The organism is Ramlibacter pinisoli, from assembly GCF_009758015.1.
GTDB lineage: Bacteria > Pseudomonadota > Gammaproteobacteria > Burkholderiales > Burkholderiaceae_C > Ramlibacter > Ramlibacter pinisoli.
The window spans coordinates 907158-924999 of record NZ_WSEL01000009.1; the positions used below are offsets into that span (position 1 = coordinate 907158).

Annotated in this window: 21 protein-coding genes; 2 read left to right on the top strand and 19 right to left on the bottom strand. The window is 70.6% G+C overall.

The window, feature by feature from the left end:
* Nucleotides 1-190 precede the first annotated feature (190 nt).
* The 16 genes from GON04_RS18735 to GON04_RS18810 form a co-directional block, all read right to left on the bottom strand.
* The gene (locus GON04_RS18735; protein ID WP_157399536.1) at nt 191-1144 is read right to left on the bottom strand and encodes a Gfo/Idh/MocA family oxidoreductase; all 954 of its coding nucleotides are present in this window, start codon (nt 1142-1144) and stop codon (nt 191-193) included.
* Nucleotides 1145-1256: 112 nt separating this feature from the next.
* On the bottom strand, nt 1257-1940 hold the full coding sequence (locus GON04_RS18740; protein ID WP_157399537.1) for a sulfite exporter TauE/SafE family protein: 684 nt from the start codon (nt 1938-1940) through the stop codon (nt 1257-1259).
* Between the two features lie 13 nt (nt 1941-1953).
* The gene (hemN, locus tag GON04_RS18745; protein WP_181653774.1) at nt 1954-3351 is read right to left on the bottom strand and encodes an oxygen-independent coproporphyrinogen III oxidase; all 1398 of its coding nucleotides are present in this window, start codon (nt 3349-3351) and stop codon (nt 1954-1956) included.
* A 62-nt stretch (nt 3352-3413) separates the two neighbouring features.
* The gene (locus GON04_RS18750) at nt 3414-4199 is read right to left on the bottom strand and encodes a helix-turn-helix domain-containing protein (protein WP_157399538.1); all 786 of its coding nucleotides are present in this window, start codon (nt 4197-4199) and stop codon (nt 3414-3416) included.
* 21 nt (nt 4200-4220) lie between these two features.
* Nucleotides 4221-4622, bottom strand: a complete 402-nt coding sequence (locus GON04_RS18755) for a response regulator (RefSeq protein WP_157399539.1) — start codon at nt 4620-4622, stop codon at nt 4221-4223.
* 140 nt (nt 4623-4762) lie between these two features.
* Complete coding sequence (locus tag GON04_RS18760; protein ID WP_157399540.1) at nt 4763-5404, bottom strand: response regulator; 642 nt, start codon at nt 5402-5404, stop codon at nt 4763-4765.
* Nucleotides 5401-6462: a PAS domain-containing sensor histidine kinase gene (locus GON04_RS18765; RefSeq protein ID WP_157399541.1), complete on the bottom strand. Its 1062-nt coding sequence runs from the start codon at nt 6460-6462 to the stop codon at nt 5401-5403. Before GON04_RS18765 ends, GON04_RS18760 begins: the two co-directional genes overlap by 4 nt.
* A 30-nt stretch (nt 6463-6492) precedes the next feature.
* A complete protein-coding gene (locus GON04_RS18770) occupies nt 6493-6765 on the bottom strand; it encodes a hypothetical protein (RefSeq protein WP_157399542.1) in 273 nt (90 codons plus the stop codon).
* Nucleotides 6737-7003: a FixH family protein gene (locus tag GON04_RS18775; protein WP_157399543.1), complete on the bottom strand. Its 267-nt coding sequence runs from the start codon at nt 7001-7003 to the stop codon at nt 6737-6739. Before GON04_RS18775 ends, GON04_RS18770 begins: the two co-directional genes overlap by 29 nt.
* Before the next feature lie 17 nt (nt 7004-7020).
* Complete coding sequence (gene ccoG, locus GON04_RS18780) at nt 7021-8445, bottom strand: cytochrome c oxidase accessory protein CcoG (RefSeq protein WP_157399544.1); 1425 nt, start codon at nt 8443-8445, stop codon at nt 7021-7023.
* A gap of 346 nt (nt 8446-8791) precedes the next feature.
* Nucleotides 8792-9709, bottom strand: a complete 918-nt coding sequence (gene ccoP, locus GON04_RS18785; protein ID WP_157399545.1) for a cytochrome-c oxidase, cbb3-type subunit III — start codon at nt 9707-9709, stop codon at nt 8792-8794.
* 4 nt (nt 9710-9713) lie between these two features.
* Nucleotides 9714-9854 (bottom strand): cbb3-type cytochrome oxidase subunit 3, encoded by a 141-nt coding sequence (locus GON04_RS18790; protein WP_157399546.1) that lies wholly within the window; start codon nt 9852-9854, stop codon nt 9714-9716.
* A 60-nt stretch (nt 9855-9914) separates the two neighbouring features.
* A complete protein-coding gene (ccoO, locus tag GON04_RS18795) occupies nt 9915-10544 on the bottom strand; it encodes a cytochrome-c oxidase, cbb3-type subunit II (protein WP_157399547.1) in 630 nt (209 codons plus the stop codon).
* Nucleotides 10545-10563: 19 nt separating this feature from the next.
* Nucleotides 10564-12003 carry a cytochrome-c oxidase, cbb3-type subunit I gene (ccoN, locus tag GON04_RS18800; RefSeq protein ID WP_157399548.1) on the bottom strand — a complete coding sequence of 480 codons (1440 nt, stop codon included), beginning with the start codon at nt 12001-12003 and terminating at the stop codon, nt 10564-10566.
* Between the two features lie 64 nt (nt 12004-12067).
* Entirely contained in the window at nt 12068-12205 is a 138-nt protein-coding gene (gene ccoS, locus GON04_RS18805; protein WP_157399549.1) for a cbb3-type cytochrome oxidase assembly protein CcoS, read from the bottom strand.
* 15 nt (nt 12206-12220) lie between these two features.
* Nucleotides 12221-14515, bottom strand: a complete 2295-nt coding sequence (locus tag GON04_RS18810; protein WP_157399550.1) for a heavy metal translocating P-type ATPase — start codon at nt 14513-14515, stop codon at nt 12221-12223.
* Nucleotides 14516-14614: 99 nt separating this feature from the next.
* Here GON04_RS18810 and GON04_RS18815 point away from each other — a divergent pair, with 99 nt between their 5' ends.
* Together GON04_RS18815 and GON04_RS18820 are read left to right on the top strand one after the other, a co-directional pair.
* Nucleotides 14615-15058 carry a universal stress protein gene (locus GON04_RS18815; RefSeq protein WP_157399551.1) on the top strand — a complete coding sequence of 148 codons (444 nt, stop codon included), beginning with the start codon at nt 14615-14617 and terminating at the stop codon, nt 15056-15058.
* Nucleotides 15059-15082: 24 nt separating this feature from the next.
* Nucleotides 15083-15505 (top strand): universal stress protein, encoded by a 423-nt coding sequence (locus GON04_RS18820; RefSeq protein ID WP_157399552.1) that lies wholly within the window; start codon nt 15083-15085, stop codon nt 15503-15505.
* 36 nt (nt 15506-15541) lie between these two features.
* Here the strand turns inward: GON04_RS18820 and GON04_RS18825 are convergent, their stop codons facing one another.
* The 3 genes from GON04_RS18825 to GON04_RS18835 form a co-directional block, all read right to left on the bottom strand.
* Nucleotides 15542-16399, bottom strand: a complete 858-nt coding sequence (locus GON04_RS18825; RefSeq protein ID WP_157399553.1) for a class III extradiol dioxygenase subunit beta — start codon at nt 16397-16399, stop codon at nt 15542-15544.
* The gene (ligA, locus tag GON04_RS18830; protein WP_157399554.1) at nt 16400-16786 is read right to left on the bottom strand and encodes a protocatechuate 4,5-dioxygenase subunit alpha; all 387 of its coding nucleotides are present in this window, start codon (nt 16784-16786) and stop codon (nt 16400-16402) included. It abuts the gene before it with no gap.
* Between the two features lie 123 nt (nt 16787-16909).
* Complete coding sequence (locus GON04_RS18835; RefSeq protein WP_157399555.1) at nt 16910-17842, bottom strand: amidohydrolase family protein; 933 nt, start codon at nt 17840-17842, stop codon at nt 16910-16912.

Here is a 17842-nt window from a genome sequence, read left to right on the forward strand (position 1 = left end):
GTTTGAACGGAGCGCGTAGCGCGCAGTGAGTTTGAGCCGGCAAGCCCGGCCCGGTGCTAGGCGCAGCGCAGTCGCGGCGAGCGAAGAAAAGCCGCGACCGGCACACCATGAGGCCCTGCCAGGCACCACCTGCCGCGCCCCGCCCTGGACAGGCGCATTGCCCTGGACTAGCGCCCTGCCCTGGTCAACCTTACGCCAGTTGCCGCTCCAGCTGATCCAGCACGTCGTAGCAGGGAAAGACCTTGCCCACCGACGAATTCGGCTCGCGCTTCTCGCGGATGGCGGCAATGAACTCGCGGTCCTGCAGCTCGATGCCGTTCATGGAGACGTCGACCTTGGAGACGTCGATCTTCTCCTCCTTGCCGTTGTACAGGTCGTCGTAGCGCGCGAGGTAGGTGGCGGTGTCGCCGATGTAGCGGAAGAACGTGCCCAGCGGGCCGTCGTTGTTGAACGACAGCGACAGCGTGCAGATGGCGCCGCTCTCGGTCTTGAGCTGGATGCTCATGTCCATGGCGATGCCCAGCGTGGGATGGACGGGGCCCTGCACCGCGTTGGCCTTCACGACCTTGCTGCCGGTCTGGTACTGGAACAGGTCCACCGTGTGGGCGGCGTGGTGCCACAGCAGGTGGTCGGTCCAGCTGCGCGCCTGGCCCAGCGCGTTGGTGTTGGTGCGGCGGAAGAAGTAGGTCTGCACGTCCATCTGCTGGATGTTGAACGCGCCGGACTGGATCTTCTGGTGCACGTACTGGTGGCTGGGATTGAAGCGGCGGGTGTGGCCGACCATGGCCACCAGGCCGGTCTTCTTCTGCATCTCCACCACCTGCCGACCGTCGGCCAGCTTGTCGCACAGCGGGATCTCGACCTGCACGTGCTTGCCCGCCTTCATCGCGGCGATCGACTGCTGCGCGTGCAACTGCGTCGGCGTGCACAGGATGACGGCGTCGACGTCGGGGCGGGCCAGCGCCTCGTCGAGGTTGGTGGTGACATGCCGGGCGCCGTACTTGGCGGCCACTTCCTGCGCCTTGGGCAGCTCGCGGCCGATGATGGACGTGATCTCCACGCCGTCGATGAGCTTCAGGCCGTCGAGGTGCTTGATGCCGAAGGCGCCGGGACCGGCGAGGGCGATACGGACGGGTTGCGTCATGCGGGTCTCCTTGGATGGCCGCCATTGTGCGCGGCGCCCCGCCTCGACCGGAATGGGCGGCCGGGGCTAACAGCTAGAACAAGGCTGTATAGCTAGGCGCCCGCCGGCGCCCTCACAAGGCGGTGGCGCACCACTCGGCGATGCGGTGGGCCGTGTCCGCCCACAGGGCCCAGGCCGACACGCCGGCCAGGGCCGCCCCGGCGAGGCGGGTGCCGCCGTCGCGACGCCAGCGGTCGCCACGCTCGCGCAGCACCGCGAACAGCCGAGGCGCGGCCCACAGCGACAGCGCGCTGCCACTCGCGAACAGGGCCATCGCCAGCGCGCCGTCGAGCGGCCCGCCGGCCAGCGACGCGACCAGCAGGGCCGAGTACAGCAGACCGCACGGCATGAATGTCCACAGCAGGCCGGCGCCGAACACGCCGCCGCGCCCTCCCACCCAGGGCCGCACGCGCGACCAGACCGAGCGCCCGGCACTGTCCATCCACGCCGGCTGCCGCGCCAGCACCAGCAGCGCCAGCCCCCAGCCGAACACCGCCAGGTGCAGCAGGGTCCAGGCCGGCCGCAGCGCCGCCGTCTGTTGCGCCATCCAGGACAGGCTCTGGGCCGCCAGCGCGACCGTGGCGCCCGCGGCGGAATAGCCCAGCAGCCGGCCGGCCTGGAAGGTCCAGGCCCGGCCCGCGGGCGAACCGGCGCCGGCCCGCGCGATGCCGGCGCAGGCGGCGCCGCACATGGCGGCGCAATGAGGGCCCCCGGCCAGCCCCATCAGGAAGGCGGTCGCGACCAGGGTGGTGGCCATGCGCGGCTCCGGCTCAGAGGATGCGCGAGAAGCGCGCGCGCTGGCGGTCGGCCTGCAGGTAGCGGTCGAACACCATGGCGACCGCCCGCACCACGTACCAGCCGGCCGGCGTCACGCGGATGCCGGTGGCGTCGACCCGCACCAGGCCCTGGTCCTCGAGCTCACGCAGGCGCTGCAGCTCGGGTCCGAAGTAGCTGGCGAAATCGAGCAGGCAGGCCGCCTCGATGGTCTCGAACAGCACCTCGCCCTGGCACATCAGCGCCATGATCACGGCCCGCCGCGCGAGGTCGTCACGGTCCATCGCCAGCCCGCGCGCGGTCGGCAGGCGGCCCTGCTGCAGGTGGTCCTGGTACTCGTCGAGCGTCTTGGCGTTCTGGCTGTAGGTCGGGCCGATGCGGCTGATGGCCGACACGCCCAGCCCGATCAGGTCGCAGTCGGGCTGGGTGCTGTAGCCCTGGAAGTTGCGGTGCAGCCGCCCCTGGCGCTTGGCCACGGCCAGCGCATCGGTCGGCAGCGCGAAATGGTCCATGCCGATGTAGACGTAGCCGGCCTCGCCCAGGGTGTCGAGCGACTGCGCCAGCATGGCCAGCTTGGCGCCGGCGTCCGGCAGGTCGGCCGACACGATGCGCCGCTGCGGCTTGAACCGCTCCGGCAGGTGGGCGTACCCGTACAGCGCGATGCGGTCGGGCCGCAGCTCGCGCACCTGTTCCAGGGTGCGCGCGAACGATGCCGGCGTCTGCAGCGGCAGGCCGTAGATCAGGTCGAGGTTGAGCGATTCGAAGCCCAGCTCGCGCGCATCGCGCACCAGCGCCGCGACCTGCTCCACCGGCTGCACGCGGTGCACGGCCTTCTGTACCTGGGGGTCGAAGTCCTGCACGCCGAAGCTCAGGCGGTTGAAGCCCAGCCTGGCCAGGTGCGCGAGCCGCTCGCGCGTGACGGTGCGCGGATCGACCTCGACCGAGAACTCGCCGCCCGGCACCAGCCGGAAGTGGCGCGACAGCATGCGCATCAGCCCCTCGAGTTCGGCGTCGGACAGGAAGGTGGGCGTGCCGCCGCCCAGGTGCAGCTGGCTCACGGCCTGGCCGGTGCCGATCAGCGCCGTGTGCAGCGACGCCTCGCGCTCCAGCGCGCGCAGGTAGGGCTCGGCGCGGCCGTGCTGGCGGGTGACGATCTTGTTGCAGGCGCAGTAGTAGCAGACCGACTCGCAGAACGGGATGTGCACGTACAGCGACAGCGGCAGCGTGACGGCCGCCGGGCCGCCGCGGCGCTCCCGCAGCGCGCGGGCCTGGTCGTCGGGCCCCCAGGCCTCGACGAAGCGGTCGGCGGTGGGGTAGGAGGTGTAGCGCGGCCCGGTGACGTCGAAGCGGCGCAGCAGGTCGGACGTCAGGACGGCAGGGGTCTCGGTGGTCACGTCGCCACTGTGCCCGCCCGGCGCGCCGGGGGTCTTGACGGAGGTCAACGTGCGGTCCCCGCTCACTGCAACCGCGCCTCGAAGGTCCGGGTCAGCGCCTCCAGGTCGAGGATGCGGATATGCCGCTTGTCGACGGCCAGCAGCCCCTGCTGCACGAAGGCCGAGAAGGTGCGGCTCACCGTCTCCAGCTTCATGCCCAGGTAGCTGCCGATCTCGGCGCGCGACATGCGCAGGTGGAACTCGCTGGGCGACCAGCCGCGCGCCTTCATGCGCTGCGAGATGTTCAGCAGGAAGGACGCCAGGCGCTCCTCGGCGTTCATGCTGCCCAGCAGCAGCATCAGGCTGTGCTCGCGCACGATCTCGCGGCTCATCAGCTGGGCCACCACGCGCTGCAGTTCCGAACTGCCGGCCGACAGCTCCATCAGGTGGTCGTAGGGGATGGCGCAGATCTCGGCGTCTTCCAGCGCGGTGGCGGTGCTGGCGTGGCGGCCCTGGGCCAGGCCGTCCAGGCCCATCAGCTCGCCGGCCATGGAGAAGCCGCTCACCTGCTCGCGGCCGTCGGCGACCGTCAGGCTGGACTTGAAGGTGCCGCTGCGCACCGCGTAGATGGTCTGGAAGGGTTCACCGGCACGGTACAGCGCCTGGCCGGCCTTCACGCGCCGGCGGCCGAAGTGCAGGCCGTCCAGGCGCTCCACGGTGGGTGCGCTCATGCCGCACGGCAGGCATAGGTCCTTCAGGTGGCAGCTCGAGCACAGGGTCGTCAGCGTCGCCGCCGGCCTGGCGCGGAACTCGGCGGGCGAGATGTAGTGCAGCGGCGCGGTGCGCGCTTCGAGGGTGGCGGTGGACATGATGGACTCCTGGCGCGACATTCAGTGGAGGGCGGCGGCCGAGGCTTCGGCCACGGCGCCGGCGAGCTGGTCGAACTCGCTGCTCTTGTCGAGGAATCGCAGCGCGCCCTCGCCGAGGTAGCGCTTGCGATACGGCGCGCTGGCGTTGTTGGAGAAGACGACGAAGGCGATGCCGGGCTGCGCCTCGCGCACCGCCCGCAGCACCTGCAGGCCGGTGCCGCCCTCGAGATGGACGTCGAGCACGACGACGTCGGGGCGCGCGGCCAGGATGCCCTCGATGGACGCCTGGGGCGTGGCGGCCTCGCCCACCACATGCATCGCGCGGCGCACCAGCAGGTCGGCGACCCGCTCGCGGATGGCGGGCGAGTCGTCGGCCAGGAAGATCCGGGGCGGCGGGGCGACGTGCAAAGGGGCGGCGGGCATGGAATCCACTGTGCCCGGCGCAGGGCCTCGCCACCATCGGCGCGCGCTGAATGCGCGGCTCGGAGGACTCCGGTGCTGGCCGGCCTGCAGTCCGAGGGACCCTAGGAATCGTCCTAGGCGCCCTGCCCCCCGGCCTCCGTTCAGCCGGCGTCGATCAGGCCGTGCCGCAGGGCGTAGCGAACCAGGTCGGTCTGGTTCTGCAGTCCCAGCTTGGCCATGCCGTTGGCCTTGTGGGTGCTGACGGTCTTGACCGACAGGCTGAGCCCGGTCGCGATGTCGGTGACGCTCTCGCCGGCGGCCAGCCGGCGCATGACCTCGAACTCGCGGTGCGACAGCGATTCGTGCGGCGCCGCGGCGGCGGCACCGGGCATGGCGCCCAGGGCCAGCTGCTCGGCCACCTCGGCGCTGATGTAGGCGCCGCCGCCCGCGATCTTGGCCAGCGCCTGCACCAGCTGCGCCGGCGCGCTCTCCTTGGTGAGGTAGCCGCTGGCGCCGGAGCGGATGGCGCGCACCGCGTACTGCGTCTCCTGGTGCATCGACAGCACCAGGATGCGCAACCGCGGCTTTTCGGCCTTGGCCAGCTTGATCAGCTCCATGCCGCTGCGCCCGGGCATGGACAGGTCCAGCACCAGCACGTCGAAGTCGAGCTCGCGCACCCGCTGCATGACCTCGGTGCCGTCGGCGGCCTCGCCCACCACCTGCAGCTGCGGCGCGTCCGACACGATGCGCTTGAGGCCTTCGCGCACGATGGCGTGGTCGTCGGCGATGACGATGCGGATCATGCGGCCTCCCGCACGGGAATGCGGGCCTCGACCCGCGTGCCCTGCCCCGGCACGCTGCGCACCTCCACCCGCCCCTGCAGCAGGTGGGCCCGTTCGCGCAGGCCCACCAGGCCGAGCGAGTTGGGCTTGCGCGGCCCGTCGGCGGCGAAGCCGACGCCGTCGTCCTCGACCACCAGCACCATCTCGCGGCCCTCGGGGGCGACGCGCACGCGCACCTGCGTGGCCTGCGCGTGCTTGCCGACGTTGGCCAGTGACTCCTGCACGATGCGGAACACGGCGGTGGCATATGGCTCGTCGAGTTCGAGCGATTCGTCGATGTCCAGCTGGCACGCCACACCGGTGCGCTGGCTGAAGTTCTGCACCAGCCACTCGACGGCCGGCGCCAGCCCCAGGTCGTCCAGCAGCAGCGGCCGCAGGTCGGCGGCGATGCGGCGGGTGGCGGCGACGCTGGCGTCCAGCAGGGCGAGCATCTGCGACAGCTTGGCGGTGGCGCCGTCCGGGTCGCTGCGCAGCTGCTCGCGCACCCAGATGGTGTCCATCTTCAGCGCGGTGAGCGACTGCGCCAGTTCGTCGTGCAGCTCGCGCGCGATGCGGGTCTTCTCCTGCTCGCGCACGGCGCTGGCCTCGGCGGCGAACAGGGCCAGCTCCTCGCGGCTGCGCACCCGTTCGGTGACGTCGCGCAGGATCACGGTGTAGAGCTTGCCGGTAGGCGTGTCCAGGTGCGAGATCGAGGCGTCCATCGGGAACTCGCGGCCGTCCTTGCGCTGGCCCAGGATCACGGTGCCGTCGCCCATGCGGCGCGAGGTGACGCCGGTCTGGCCGAACCGGCGCACGAATCCGGCGTGGCCGGCCCGGAAGCGCGTGGGCAGCAGGATCTCGAGCGGCTGGCCCATGGCCTCGGCGGCGGTCCAGCCGAAGATCTTCTCGGCGGCGCGGTTGTACAGGACGATGTGCTGCTGCTCATCCACCGAGAGGATGGCGTCCATGGCGGAGTCGAGCAGGCCGGCGAGGTGGGCGGCGACGGTGTCGTCGCTCTGGAAGGTGAACCGGTTCGGCATGTGCTGGAAATTACAGCACACGCGCCTTCGTCAGCCGTCGAGTTCGGCCTTGGACAGCTCCAGCAGCGCCGTCACCGCGCTCGACAGCATGGCGGCGGCCCAGAACAGGAAGAAGGCCGCGGCATGCACCGCCTGCCGCGACCAGCCAAGCTGCTGCCCGAACCATTGCAGCTCGAGCGGGTCGACCACCGCGAACACCGCCGCCTGCAGCAGGCAGGCGGCCAGGAACGACGGCCAGGCGATGGCCATCAGCTGGCGGCCCGGGCGGGCGGCCTCAGGGTTGCGCGGTCGGCGTGGCGGCATGGTTGCGAGCCTGGGCGGCCGGCATGAGGGCCCGCTCCTGGGCGAGTTGACGGTTGATCTCGACGCCGCGCCGGTAGTAGTCCTCCGCCACCACCGGGTCGGCGCCGCGGACGGCGATGCCGAAGGTGACGAACGACGCCACCACCACCACCGCCGGCCCGGCCAGCACCAGCCAGAGATAGCCGTGGCGCCACCACGGCCGCGGCGGCGGGCCCTGGAACTCGGGACGATCGTTCATGGATGGCTTCTCCTTCTTCAGCGGGGCACGAGGAAGACGGACTTCTCGTTCACGTGCACGTCGGCGCCCATCGCCTCGATGCGGAAGTGGATCGGGTGCGAACCGGGCGTCGCCGCGCCGTACGGGATCTGCACCCGCACCGGCACCCAGCGCGACTCGGCGGGGCCGATCGCCACCAGCGGCTCGGAAGCGACTTCCAGGCCGGGCAGGCCCTCGGCGGTGATGCGGTAGCGCTGCGATTCCTCGGTGGCGTTCATCACCTGCAGCCGGTAGACGTTCTCCAGCCGGCCGCCGGCGACGATGCGCGACAGGGCCGCGCGGTCGCGCACCACGTCGACCTTGAGCGGCGTGCGCAGCATCAGGCTGGTGGCCAGGCCGATGGTCAGGGCGGCCAGCACGGCGGCATAGACCAGGATGCGCGGGCGCAGCACCTGCTGCACGATGCGGTGCTCGGTCCAGCCCTTCTCCAGCGCGTTCTGGGTGGTGAACCGGATCAGGCCGCGCGGGTACTCCATCTTGTCCATGACACTGTCGCAGACGTCCACGCAGGCGGCGCAGCCGATGCACTCGTACTGCAGGCCCTGGCGGATGTCGATGCCGGTCGGGCAGACCTGCACGCACAGGCCGCAGTCGATGCACGAGCCCAGGCCCTTGGCGACCAGGTCGTCCTTGCGGCCACGGGTGCCGCGCGGCTCGCCGCGCACCGTGTCGTAGCTGACGATCAGGGTGTCGGCGTCGAACATCGCGCTCTGGAAACGGGCGTACGGGCACATGTACTTGCACACCTGCTCGCGCAGGAAGCCCGCGTTGCCGTAGGTGGCCAGGGCGTAGAAGAACACCCAGAACACTTCCCAGGAGCCCATCCGCGTCTGCAGGAACGCCAACCCCAGCTCGGTGATCGGCGTGAAGTAGCCGACGAAGGTGAAGCCGGTCCACATCGCGAAGCCGCCCCACAGGACGTGCTTGAAGGTCTTCTTGACCAGCTTCTCGGTGGTGAGCGAGCCGGCGTCGAGCTTGATCCGGTGCGGGCGGTCGCCCTCCACCTTGCGCTCGATCCACAGGAAGATCTCGGTGTAGACCGTCTGCGGACAGGCGAACCCGCACCACAGCCGCCCGGCCACGGCCGTGAAAAGGAACAGCGACAGCGCGCTGATCACCAGCAGGCCGGTGAGGTAGATGAAGTCCTGCGGGTACAGCACGTACCCGAAGAGGTAGAACCGGCGCGACGCCAGGTCGAACAGCACGGCCTGCCGGGTGCCCTGCTCGGTGGCCCAGGGGATCCAGGGCAGGCCGTAGAAGACCAGCTGGGTGGCCCAGACGAACAGCCAGCGCCAGTTGGCGAAGCGGCCGGTGACGGCCCGCGGATGGATCTTCTTCTGCGCTTCGTACAGCGACTGCGTGTCGTCCGGAACCGGGACGATGGGTATGACCTTGTGGCTCATGACACCCCCATGGTGCCGCTGCAACGGCCGCGTGGTCTTGCGCTAGATCAGATGCGGGCCAATCCGGTGCCGGCCGGGCTTGGCCGGGGCGTCGTCCAGGACTGGCTAAGCTGTCTGGCCGAGCCAGGCTGAGCTGTCTGGCCGGGGCCTGGCCCACCGGAAGTCGTCATGCCGGGCTTGACCCGGCATCCATGCCCGGCGCCCGGACCACCGCCGGCGGTGCGCGAGGGCCCGGGGATGGATTGCGGGTCGAGCCCGCAATGACGAGCATCTGGGTCGATCCCGCCATGACGCGCATCCGGGTCAGGCCCCCCGTGACGGCGATGGCCGCCGCGACGCCCCCCGCTCAGGGCTTGGTCCCCGGCGGCCTGTTCGACAGCCCCCAGACGTACGACGCCAGCACGTGGATCTGGGCGTCGGTCAGCTTGCCGGCCTGGGCCGGCATGACGTTGGTTTTGCCGTTGTTGATCATGGCCACGATGGCCTGCTCGCCCCAGCCGTGCAGCCAGACGTCGTCGGTGAGGTTGGGCGCGCCCAGGGCCGCGTTGCCCTTGCCGTCCATGCCGTGGCAGGCGGCGCAGGCCGTGAATTTCGACTTGCCGAGCTGGGCCCGCACCGAGTCGTGCGGGCTGTTGGACAGCGACAGCACGTAGTGGGCGACGTTCCGCACGTCGTCGGCCGAACCGACTGCCGCCGCCATCGGGGGCATGGCGCCCTGGCGGCCGCCCTTGATGGTCTCGGCGATCTTCTGCGGCGAGCCGCCGTGCAGCCAGTCGCCGTCGGCCAGGTTGGGGAAGCCCTTGCTGCCGCGCGCGTCCGAGCCGTGGCACTGGGCGCAGTTGTTCATGAACAGGCGCTCGCCGATGGCCATCGCCTGGGGGTCGCCGGCCACCTCTTCCGGCTTGCGGGCGGTGAACTGCGCGTACAGCGGCGCCAGCTCGCGGTTGCTGCGGTCGACTTCCGCCTCGTATTCGGCCCGGGAGCTCCAGCCCAGCTCGCCCTGGTAGGAGCCCAGGCCCGGGTAGGCCACCAGGTACCCGAAGGAGAAGACGATGGTGGCGACGAACAGCCACATCCACCAGCGCGGCATCGGGTTGTTCCCCTCGCGGATGTCCTCGTCGAAGACGTGGCCGGTGGTGTTGTCGTCGGCGCCGACGATCTTCTTGCGCGCCGTGAGCCACAGCAGAATGAGGCAGGCGAGGATGCTCGCCACGGTCATGCCGGCCACGTAGAGCGACCAGGACGGAGTGATGAAGTCGCTCATGGCGCTACTCCGCGTCCTGGAACGGAAGGCGGGCCGCCTCCTCGAAGCGGTCCCGGTTGCGGCGCATCCAGGCCCAGCCGAAGATGCCGATGAAGGTGGCGAACGAGGCCAGCGTGGCCACGATGCGCAGGGTGGTGATGTCCATGGTGGGGTCCCTGTTCAGCGGGGGACGCGGCAGGTGCTGCGCACCCGGCCGGTCCCGGTGTCACTTGAGCGCCAGGCCCAGGGCCTGCAGGAAGGCGATGAGGGCATCGGCCTCGGTCTTGCCCTTGAGCTGGGCGGCGCCGTCGGCGATCTCCTGGTCGGTGTAGGGCACGCCCACGGCCCGCAGGGCCTTCATGTGGGTGCCGATGGATGCGGCGTCGGCCGGGGTCTTCTCCAGCCACGGGTAGGCCGGCATGTTGGACTCGGGCACCACGTCACGCGGGTTGTTCAGGTGGATGCGGTGCCACTCGTCGCTGTACTTGCCGCCCACGCGGTGCAGGTCGGGGCCGGTGCGTTTGCTGCCCCACTGGAACGGGTGGTCGTAGACAAATTCGCCGGCCACCGAGTAGTGGCCGTAGCGCAGCGTCTCGGCGCGGAACGGCCGGATCATCTGCGAGTGGCAGGTGAAGCAGCCCTCGCGCACGTAGATGTCGCGGCCGGCCAGCTGCAGCGCGGTGTAGGGCTTGACGCCGTTCACCGGCTCGGTGGTCGACTTCTGGAAGAACAGCGGCACGATCTCCACCAGGCCGCCGACGGCGACGACCAGCAGGATCAGCACGATCATGAGGAAATTGCTGGTCTCGACCTTCTCGTGGGTGAAACCGGCGGCGGGTGTGGCGTTGTGGCTCATGGGGCTTGCAGCTTTCGGATCAGGCGGCGGCGCCAGTGGTGGCAGCCGGCACGTGGAAGCGGACGGCGCGGCCGTTGGCGACGGTCATCCAGGTGTTCCAGGCCATCACCACCATGCCGGCCAGGTACAGCAGGCCGCCCAGGAAGCGCACCACGTAGAAGGGATACGTGGCCTTGACCGCCTCGACGAAGGTGTAGGTCAGCGTGCCGTCGGCATTGACGGCGCGCCACATCAGGCCCTGCATCACGCCGGCGATCCACATGGCGGCGATGTACAGCACGATGCCGATGGTGGAGATCCAGAAGTGCAGCTCGATGGCCGGCACCGAATGCATGGCCTTGCGGCCGAACAGGCGCGGGATCAGGAAATACAGGCAGCCCATGGAGATCAGGCCGACCCAGCCGAGCGCGCCGGCATGCACGTGGCCCACCGTCCAGTCGGTGTAGTGCGACAGCGCATTGACGGTCTTGATCGACATCATCGGCCCCTCGAAAGTGGCCATGCCGTAGAACGACAGCGCGACGATCATGAAGCGCAGCACGGGGTCGTCGCGCAGCTTGTGCCAGGCGCCCGACAGGGTCATCACGCCGTTGATCATCCCGCCCCAGCTGGGCGCCAGCAGGATCAGCGAGAACAGCATGCCGACCGACTGGGTCCAGTCCGGCAGCGCGGTGTAGTGCAGGTGGTGGGGGCCCGCCCACATGTAGGTGAAGATCAGGGCCCAGAAATGCACGATCGACAGCCGGTAGCTGTAGACCGGCCGCTCGGCCTGCTTCGGGATGAAGTAGTACATCATCCCCAGGAAGCCGGCGGTGAGGAAGAAGCCGACCGCGTTGTGGCCGTACCACCACTGGACCATCGCGTCCTGGACGCCGGCGTACGCCGAGTACGACTTCATCCAGCCGGCCGGAATCTCGGCGCTCTGGACGATGTGCAGGATGGCCACGGTGAGGATGAACGAGCCGTAGAACCAGTTGGCCACGTAGATGTGCCGCACCTTGCGCGTGCCCACCGTGCCGAAGAACACGACCGCGTACGACACCCACACCGCCGCGATCAGGATGTCGATCGGCCACTCGAGTTCGGCGTACTCCTTGCCCGAGGTGTAGCCCAGCGGCAGGCTGATGGCAGCGGCGACGATCACCGCCTGCCAGCCCCAGAATGTGAACGAGGCCAGCTTCGGCATGAACAGCGGGACCTGGGAGGTGCGCTGCACGCACCAGTAGCTGGTGGCGAACAGCGCGCAGCCGCCGAATGCGAAGATCACCGCATTGGTGTGCAGCGGTCGCAGGCGGCCATAGCTGAGCCAGGGGATGCCGAAGTTCAGTTCCGGCCAGGCCAGCTGGGCCGCGATGAACACGCCGACCAGCATGCCCACCACGCCCCAGACGACGGCCATCAGCGTGAACTGCCGCACCACGGTGTCGTGGTAGGGGACTGGAGGAGTTTGCTCGTTCATCGGGATTGCCTTGAGGTGACGCGCGCAGTTTCCAGCCGCTGCGCGACAGCGGGCTTGATGAACATCAATCCGTGTCGAGAATGCGCTGCCCTTCGGCCTCGATGCCGTCGAACTGGCCACGCCACACGGCCCAGCCGAGCGCGCCCAGGATGAGCAGGCCGAGGCCGACCGACAGCGGGATGAGGAGGAAGAGGATGTCCATGGCGCGACGGGGTGTTCAGGTGGACGCGCGGACGACGCCGGGCGCCGGATCGGGCATGGTCGCCAGCCGCGCGGCGTTGGCGACCACCAGCAGCGAGCTGCACGCCATGCCCAGGCCAGCCGCCCAGGGCGGCATCCAGCCGACCAGTGCCAGCGGCACGCAGACCGCGTTGTAGCCCGCGGCCCAGGCCAGGTTCTGGCGCACGATGCGCTGCGTGCGGCGCGCCAGGGCCAGCACCTGCGGCACGGCGGTGAGCTGGCCGCCCGCCACGATGACGTCGGCCTTGGCCTGCGCCAGCGGGGCGCCACTGCCCATCGCGAACGACAGGTCGGCCCGGGCCAGCACCGGGCCGTCGTTCAGCCCGTCACCGACCATGGCCACCCGATGTCCCTGCTGCTGGCGCAGGGCCAGGACCTCGAGCTTGTCGGCGGGCGACTGGCCGCCGCGGCTCCAGGCGATGCCGGCGCGGGCCGCCAGCCGGTCGACCGCCGCCGGCTTGTCGCCCGACAGCAGCTGCACGCGCAGCCCGCACCGCTGCAGGGCCTGGATCGACCCGGCAGCATCGTCGCGCAGCTGCTCGGCGAGCGTGAACGCAGCCAGCCAGCCGTGCTCGTCGGCCAGCACCACATGCGACCCCTCGGCCCCGTTGTCGGGCACGCCGAACCAGGCGGCGGACCCCAGGCGCAGCCGCTTGGCGCGCCCCCCCAGGGACACGGTGCCCTCCAGGCCCTGCCCGGCCGTCTCTTGCACGTCCAGCGCCGCCCGGCCGCCGGCGCCCGCGGCGGCCACCAGTGCACGCGAGGCCGGGTGCAGCGAGTGCCGGGCCAGCGCGGCGGCCGCCTGCACAGCGGAGTCGCGGTCGAGCGGGGGCCGCGCGTGGACAGCGGCGACCACGATGCGGTCCTGCGTCAGCGTGCCGGTCTTGTCGAACACCACGGTGTCGACCGTGGCGGCGGTCTCCAGCGCCTCCAGGCGGCGCAGCACGATGCCGCGCCGCGCCAGGGCCCCGGCGGCGGCGAGCGTGGCCGCCGGCGTGGCCAGCGACAGCGCACAGGGGCAGGTGACGATCAGGACCGCGACGGCGATGCCCAGGGCGTGGCCGGCGCCGGACGGCCACCACCACCAGCCGGCCAGGGCGGCGGCCGCCAGCACGGCCACCAGGAAGGGGCCGGCGATGCGGTCGGCCAGCTGCGCCAGCCGCGGCTTGTCGACCGCGGCGCGCTCCATCAGGGCGACGATGGCTGCGTACCGCGTGTCGTCGCCGACCCGCTGCACCCGCACCAGCAGGGAAGAGGCCAGGTTGTGGCTGCCTGCGATGACGGCGTCGCCGGGCCCGCGCGGCAGCGGGTGCGACTCGCCCGTGAGCAGCGCCTCGTCGACCTGCCCGCGGCCCTCCAGCACCTCGCCGTCGGCCGGGAACGCCTCGCCGGGCAGTACCCGGATGACGTCGCCGGGCCGCAGCCGCCGCACCGCGACCGGCTCGAAGCTGCCGTCGTCGCGGCGCCGCTCGACCCGCGCCGGCAGCCGCCGCATCAGCGCCTCCAGCGAGCCCGCGGTGCGGTCGCGCAGCCGGCGCTCCAGCAGCCGGCCCGACAGCAGGAAGAACACGAACATGGTCACCGAGTCGTACCAGACCTCGGCGCCCAGGGGGCCGCCCGGATCGAGCGTGGCGACCGTGCTGGCGCCAAAGGCGATCAGGATGCCGATGGCCACCGGCACGTCCATGCCGATGCGCGCATGGGCCAGGTCGCGCAGCGCCGAGGCGAAGAACGGCCGGCAGGAGAACAGCACCACCGGCAGCGTGAGCATCCAGCAGGCCCAGCGCAGCAGCGCCTGGATGTCCGGCGTGATGTCGCCCGGCCCGGCGATGTACGACGGGTAGGCGTACATCATCACCTGCATCATGCAGAAGCCGGCCACCAGCCAGCGCCACAGCAGCACCCGCTGCTCGCGACGCCGGACGCCGGCCGCGAGCTGGTCGCCGGCCGGCAGGCCGCGGTAGCCGGCCCGCTCCAGCGCCTGCCACCAGCTGGAGGGACGGCCGAGCTGCGGCGACCAGACCACCCGCGCCGTGGCCGCGCTGCCGTTCACCTGGACCGCATCGACGCCCGGCAGCGACCCCAGCGCCCGCTCGACGGCGAGCGTGCAGGCGGCGCAGTGCATGCCCTCGACCGCCAGGTACGACTCCCACACGCCGTCGCGGCCGCGGACCGGGCGGCTGAACTCCTCCCAGGCCGGCTGCTCGTCGAGCGCCGACCAGTCGGCAGCGGGACTGCCCGGCAACGGCAGGGAAACGGAAGCGGGACCCATGGCGCCGAGGGTACGGCGCCGCTCCAAAGGCCGGGTTGACGTGGATCAACCACGGAAGGCGGCCGCGCGCCTAGGCTGAAAGCTTAGGAGGTCCCCACCATGTTCCAGCGCATCCTCGTCGCCACCGACGATTCCGAACTGTCCCGCAAGGCCATCCAGGCCGCGATCGGGCTGGCGTCCACCCACAAGGCCGAGCTGTACGTGCTGCACGTGGTGCCGCGCTACCCGACGGCCTACTTCGAGGGCGCGGTCGTGCTGGCGCCGGACGACGTCGCGCGGGTCGAGAAGCAGTGGTCCGAGGCCGGCCAGCAACTGGTGGACGGCATCACGCGCGAGGCGCAGGCCGCCGGCGTCACGGCCAAGAGCCTGCTCGTCCATTCGGACGCCGTGGCCGAGGCCGTCATCGCCGCCGCCCGCAAGCAGGAGTGCGACCTGATCGTGATGGCCTCGCACGGCCGCCGCGGCATGCAGCGCGTGCTGCTGGGCAGCGAGACCCAGCACGTGCTCACGCACTCCAGCACGCCGGTGCTGGTGCTGCGCTGACCGCCGGCCCGCAGGGTTGGCGCGATGCGCATCGTCCTGGCCGCCGACGGCAGCAAGTACACCAAGAAGGCCCTGGCCTTCCTGGCCAACCACGAAGCCCTTGCCGGTGCCGACGGCGAGCTGCTGGTGCTCAACGTCCAGCCGGTGATGCCGCCGAGGGTGCGAACGATGATGGGAGCGGAGGCCGTGACGGCCTACCACCAGGAGGAAGCGGCCAAGGTCCTCGATCCCATCCGCAAGTTCCTGGATCGCAAGGACATCCGCTACCGCGCCGAGTGGAAGGCGGGCGAGCCGGCGGCGCAGATCCTCGCGGCCGCCGATCGCAGCAAGGCCCATCTCGTGGTGATGGGCACGCACGGCTACGGCCTGCTCGGCCGTGCCCTGATGGGCAGCGTCGCCCAACGGGTGCTGGCCGACGCCAGCGTGCCGGTCCTGCTGGTGCAGTAGCGCGGCCGGGGGCAGCGCCCGCCCCGGCGCCGCGCCTCAGCCGTTGTCTTCGAGGATCAGGTGCCCGACCGCCGTGTTGGACGCGGGCACATGGTAGAAGCGGTGGCGCAGCGACGGCTTGGCGCCGCCGGCCATGTCGGCCATGGCGCCACGCGCGATCAGCCACATCACCAGCTCGATCCCCTCGCTGCCGGCGTCGCGCACGTAGTCGATGTGCGGCACGCGGGCCAGGCCTTCCGGGTCGGCGATCAGGCGGTCCAGGAAGGCGTTGTCGAACTCCTTGTTGATCAGGCCGGCGCGCGGGCCCTGCAGCTGGTGGCTCATGCCGCCCGTGCCCCAGATCTGCACGTTCAGGTCCTCGTCGAAGCTCTCGACCGCCTTGCGGATCGCCTGGCCCAGGCGGAAGCAGCGCATGCCGCTGGGCACCGGGTACTGCACCACGTTGACCGCGAACGGGATGACCGGGAACGGCCACTCCTTGGGCTGTCCGCACAGCAGCGACAGCGGCACGGTGAGGCCGTGGTCGACGTCCATCCGGTTGACCAGGGTGAGGTCGAAGTCCTGCTGGATGACCGACTGCGCGATGTGCGCCGCCAGTTCCGGGTGCCCCTGCACCTTGGGCACCGGCCGCGGGCCCCAGCCCTCGTCGGCCACCGCGTACTCGGCCGCGGTGCCGATGGCGAAGGTGGGGATCATCTCCAGGCTGAAGGCCGTGGCGTGGTCGTTGAAGACCAGGAACACCACGTCGGGCTTGTTCTCCTTGAGCCACTGGCGCGAGTACTCGTAGCCGGCGAAGACCTTCTGCCAGTACGGCTCCTGCGTCTTGCCCAGGTCCATCGCCGCGCCGATGGCGGGCACGTGCGAGGTGAAGACGGTTGCGGTGATGCGTGCCATTTACTTGCTCCCTTCCTTGCCGGTCCAGGCCGCCGACCGTCCGCCGCTGACCATCATGTCCCGGTAGGCGTCCTCGCTCATGCCGGTCATCGAGCCGGCCATCTGCTGGAAGCTCTTGCCGTCGGTGGCGCCGATCTTGGCCAGGAAATAGATGTTGCCGCCCAGCGCGATGCAGCGGTTCAGGTCGCGCGCCAGCACCGCCTGCTTCTGCTCCTCGGTCATCGCCCACTCGTCGAGGTAGGCGCGCTCGTCGGCCTTGAAGCGCTCCCGGTTGGCCGCCTTCATCAGCGACATGCAGAACTGGTTGAGCCAATAGCCCTTGCGGCTCATGTCGGCGTCGAAGATGGTCGTGCCGGGCACGCCCTGGTAGGGTTTGTCGAGAGGCATGGTGTTCGCTCCGCTTCAGGTGACGAGTGGCTGCACCGCAGGCGCCGGCGACCGCCGGGCGCGCTCGTGCACCGGGCCATCATCGGCCGGCGCCGCGGGGGGCCGTTTGTCATAGGTCATGCGTCACGCATTCCAGTACAGGCGCGTGGGGTTCTCCACCAGCAGCTTGCGCTGCAGATCCGGCGTGGTGGCGATGTGCGGGATGAAGTCGACCAGCAGGCCGTCGTCGGGCATGTGGTCCTTCAGGTTCGGGTGCGGCCAGTCGGTGCCCCAGAGCACGCGGTCGGGAAACGATTCGACGACCTTGCGCGCGAACGGCACCACGTCGCGGTAGGCGTTGCGCTCGCCGTCCAGCGCGCGCGGGCCGGTCACCGACAGGCGCTCGGGGCAGCTCACCTTGCTCCACACGTTCGGGTGCTCGCGCATGAACTTCAGGAACAGTTCGAACTCGGGGCCGTCGATCGGCTTGCTCACGTCGGGCCGGCCCATGTGGTCGACCACCACGGTGGTGGGCAGCGCGGTGAAGAAGTCCCACAGCTCGGGCAGGTCGACCGCCTCGAAATAGATGACCACGTGCCAGCCCAGCGGGGCGATGCGGCCGGCGATCTCCAGCAGTTCGTCCTTGGGCGTGAAATCCACCAGCCGCTTGACGAAGTTGAAGCGCACCCCGCGCACGCCGGCCGCGTGCATGGCCTGCAGTTCCTGGTCGGTGACGCTGCGCCGCACCGTGGCGACGCCGCGCGCCTTGCCGTTGGCGCGCTGCAGGGCATCGACCAGCGCGCGGTTGTCGGCACCATGGCAGGTGGCCTGCACGATCACGTTCTTGTCGAAGCCCAGGTGGTCGCGCAGCGCGAACAGCTGGTCGGCGCTGGCGTCGCAGGGGGTGTACTTGCGCTCGGGCGCGTACGGGAACTGCGCGCCGGGGCCGAACACGTGGCAGTGCGCATCCACGCTGCCGGGCGGCAGCTGGAACTGCGGCTTGCTGGGGCCGGTGTACCAGTCGAGCCAGCCGGGGGTCTTGGTGAAGTCGCCGGAGGTGGGCTTGGGAGTGGCCAT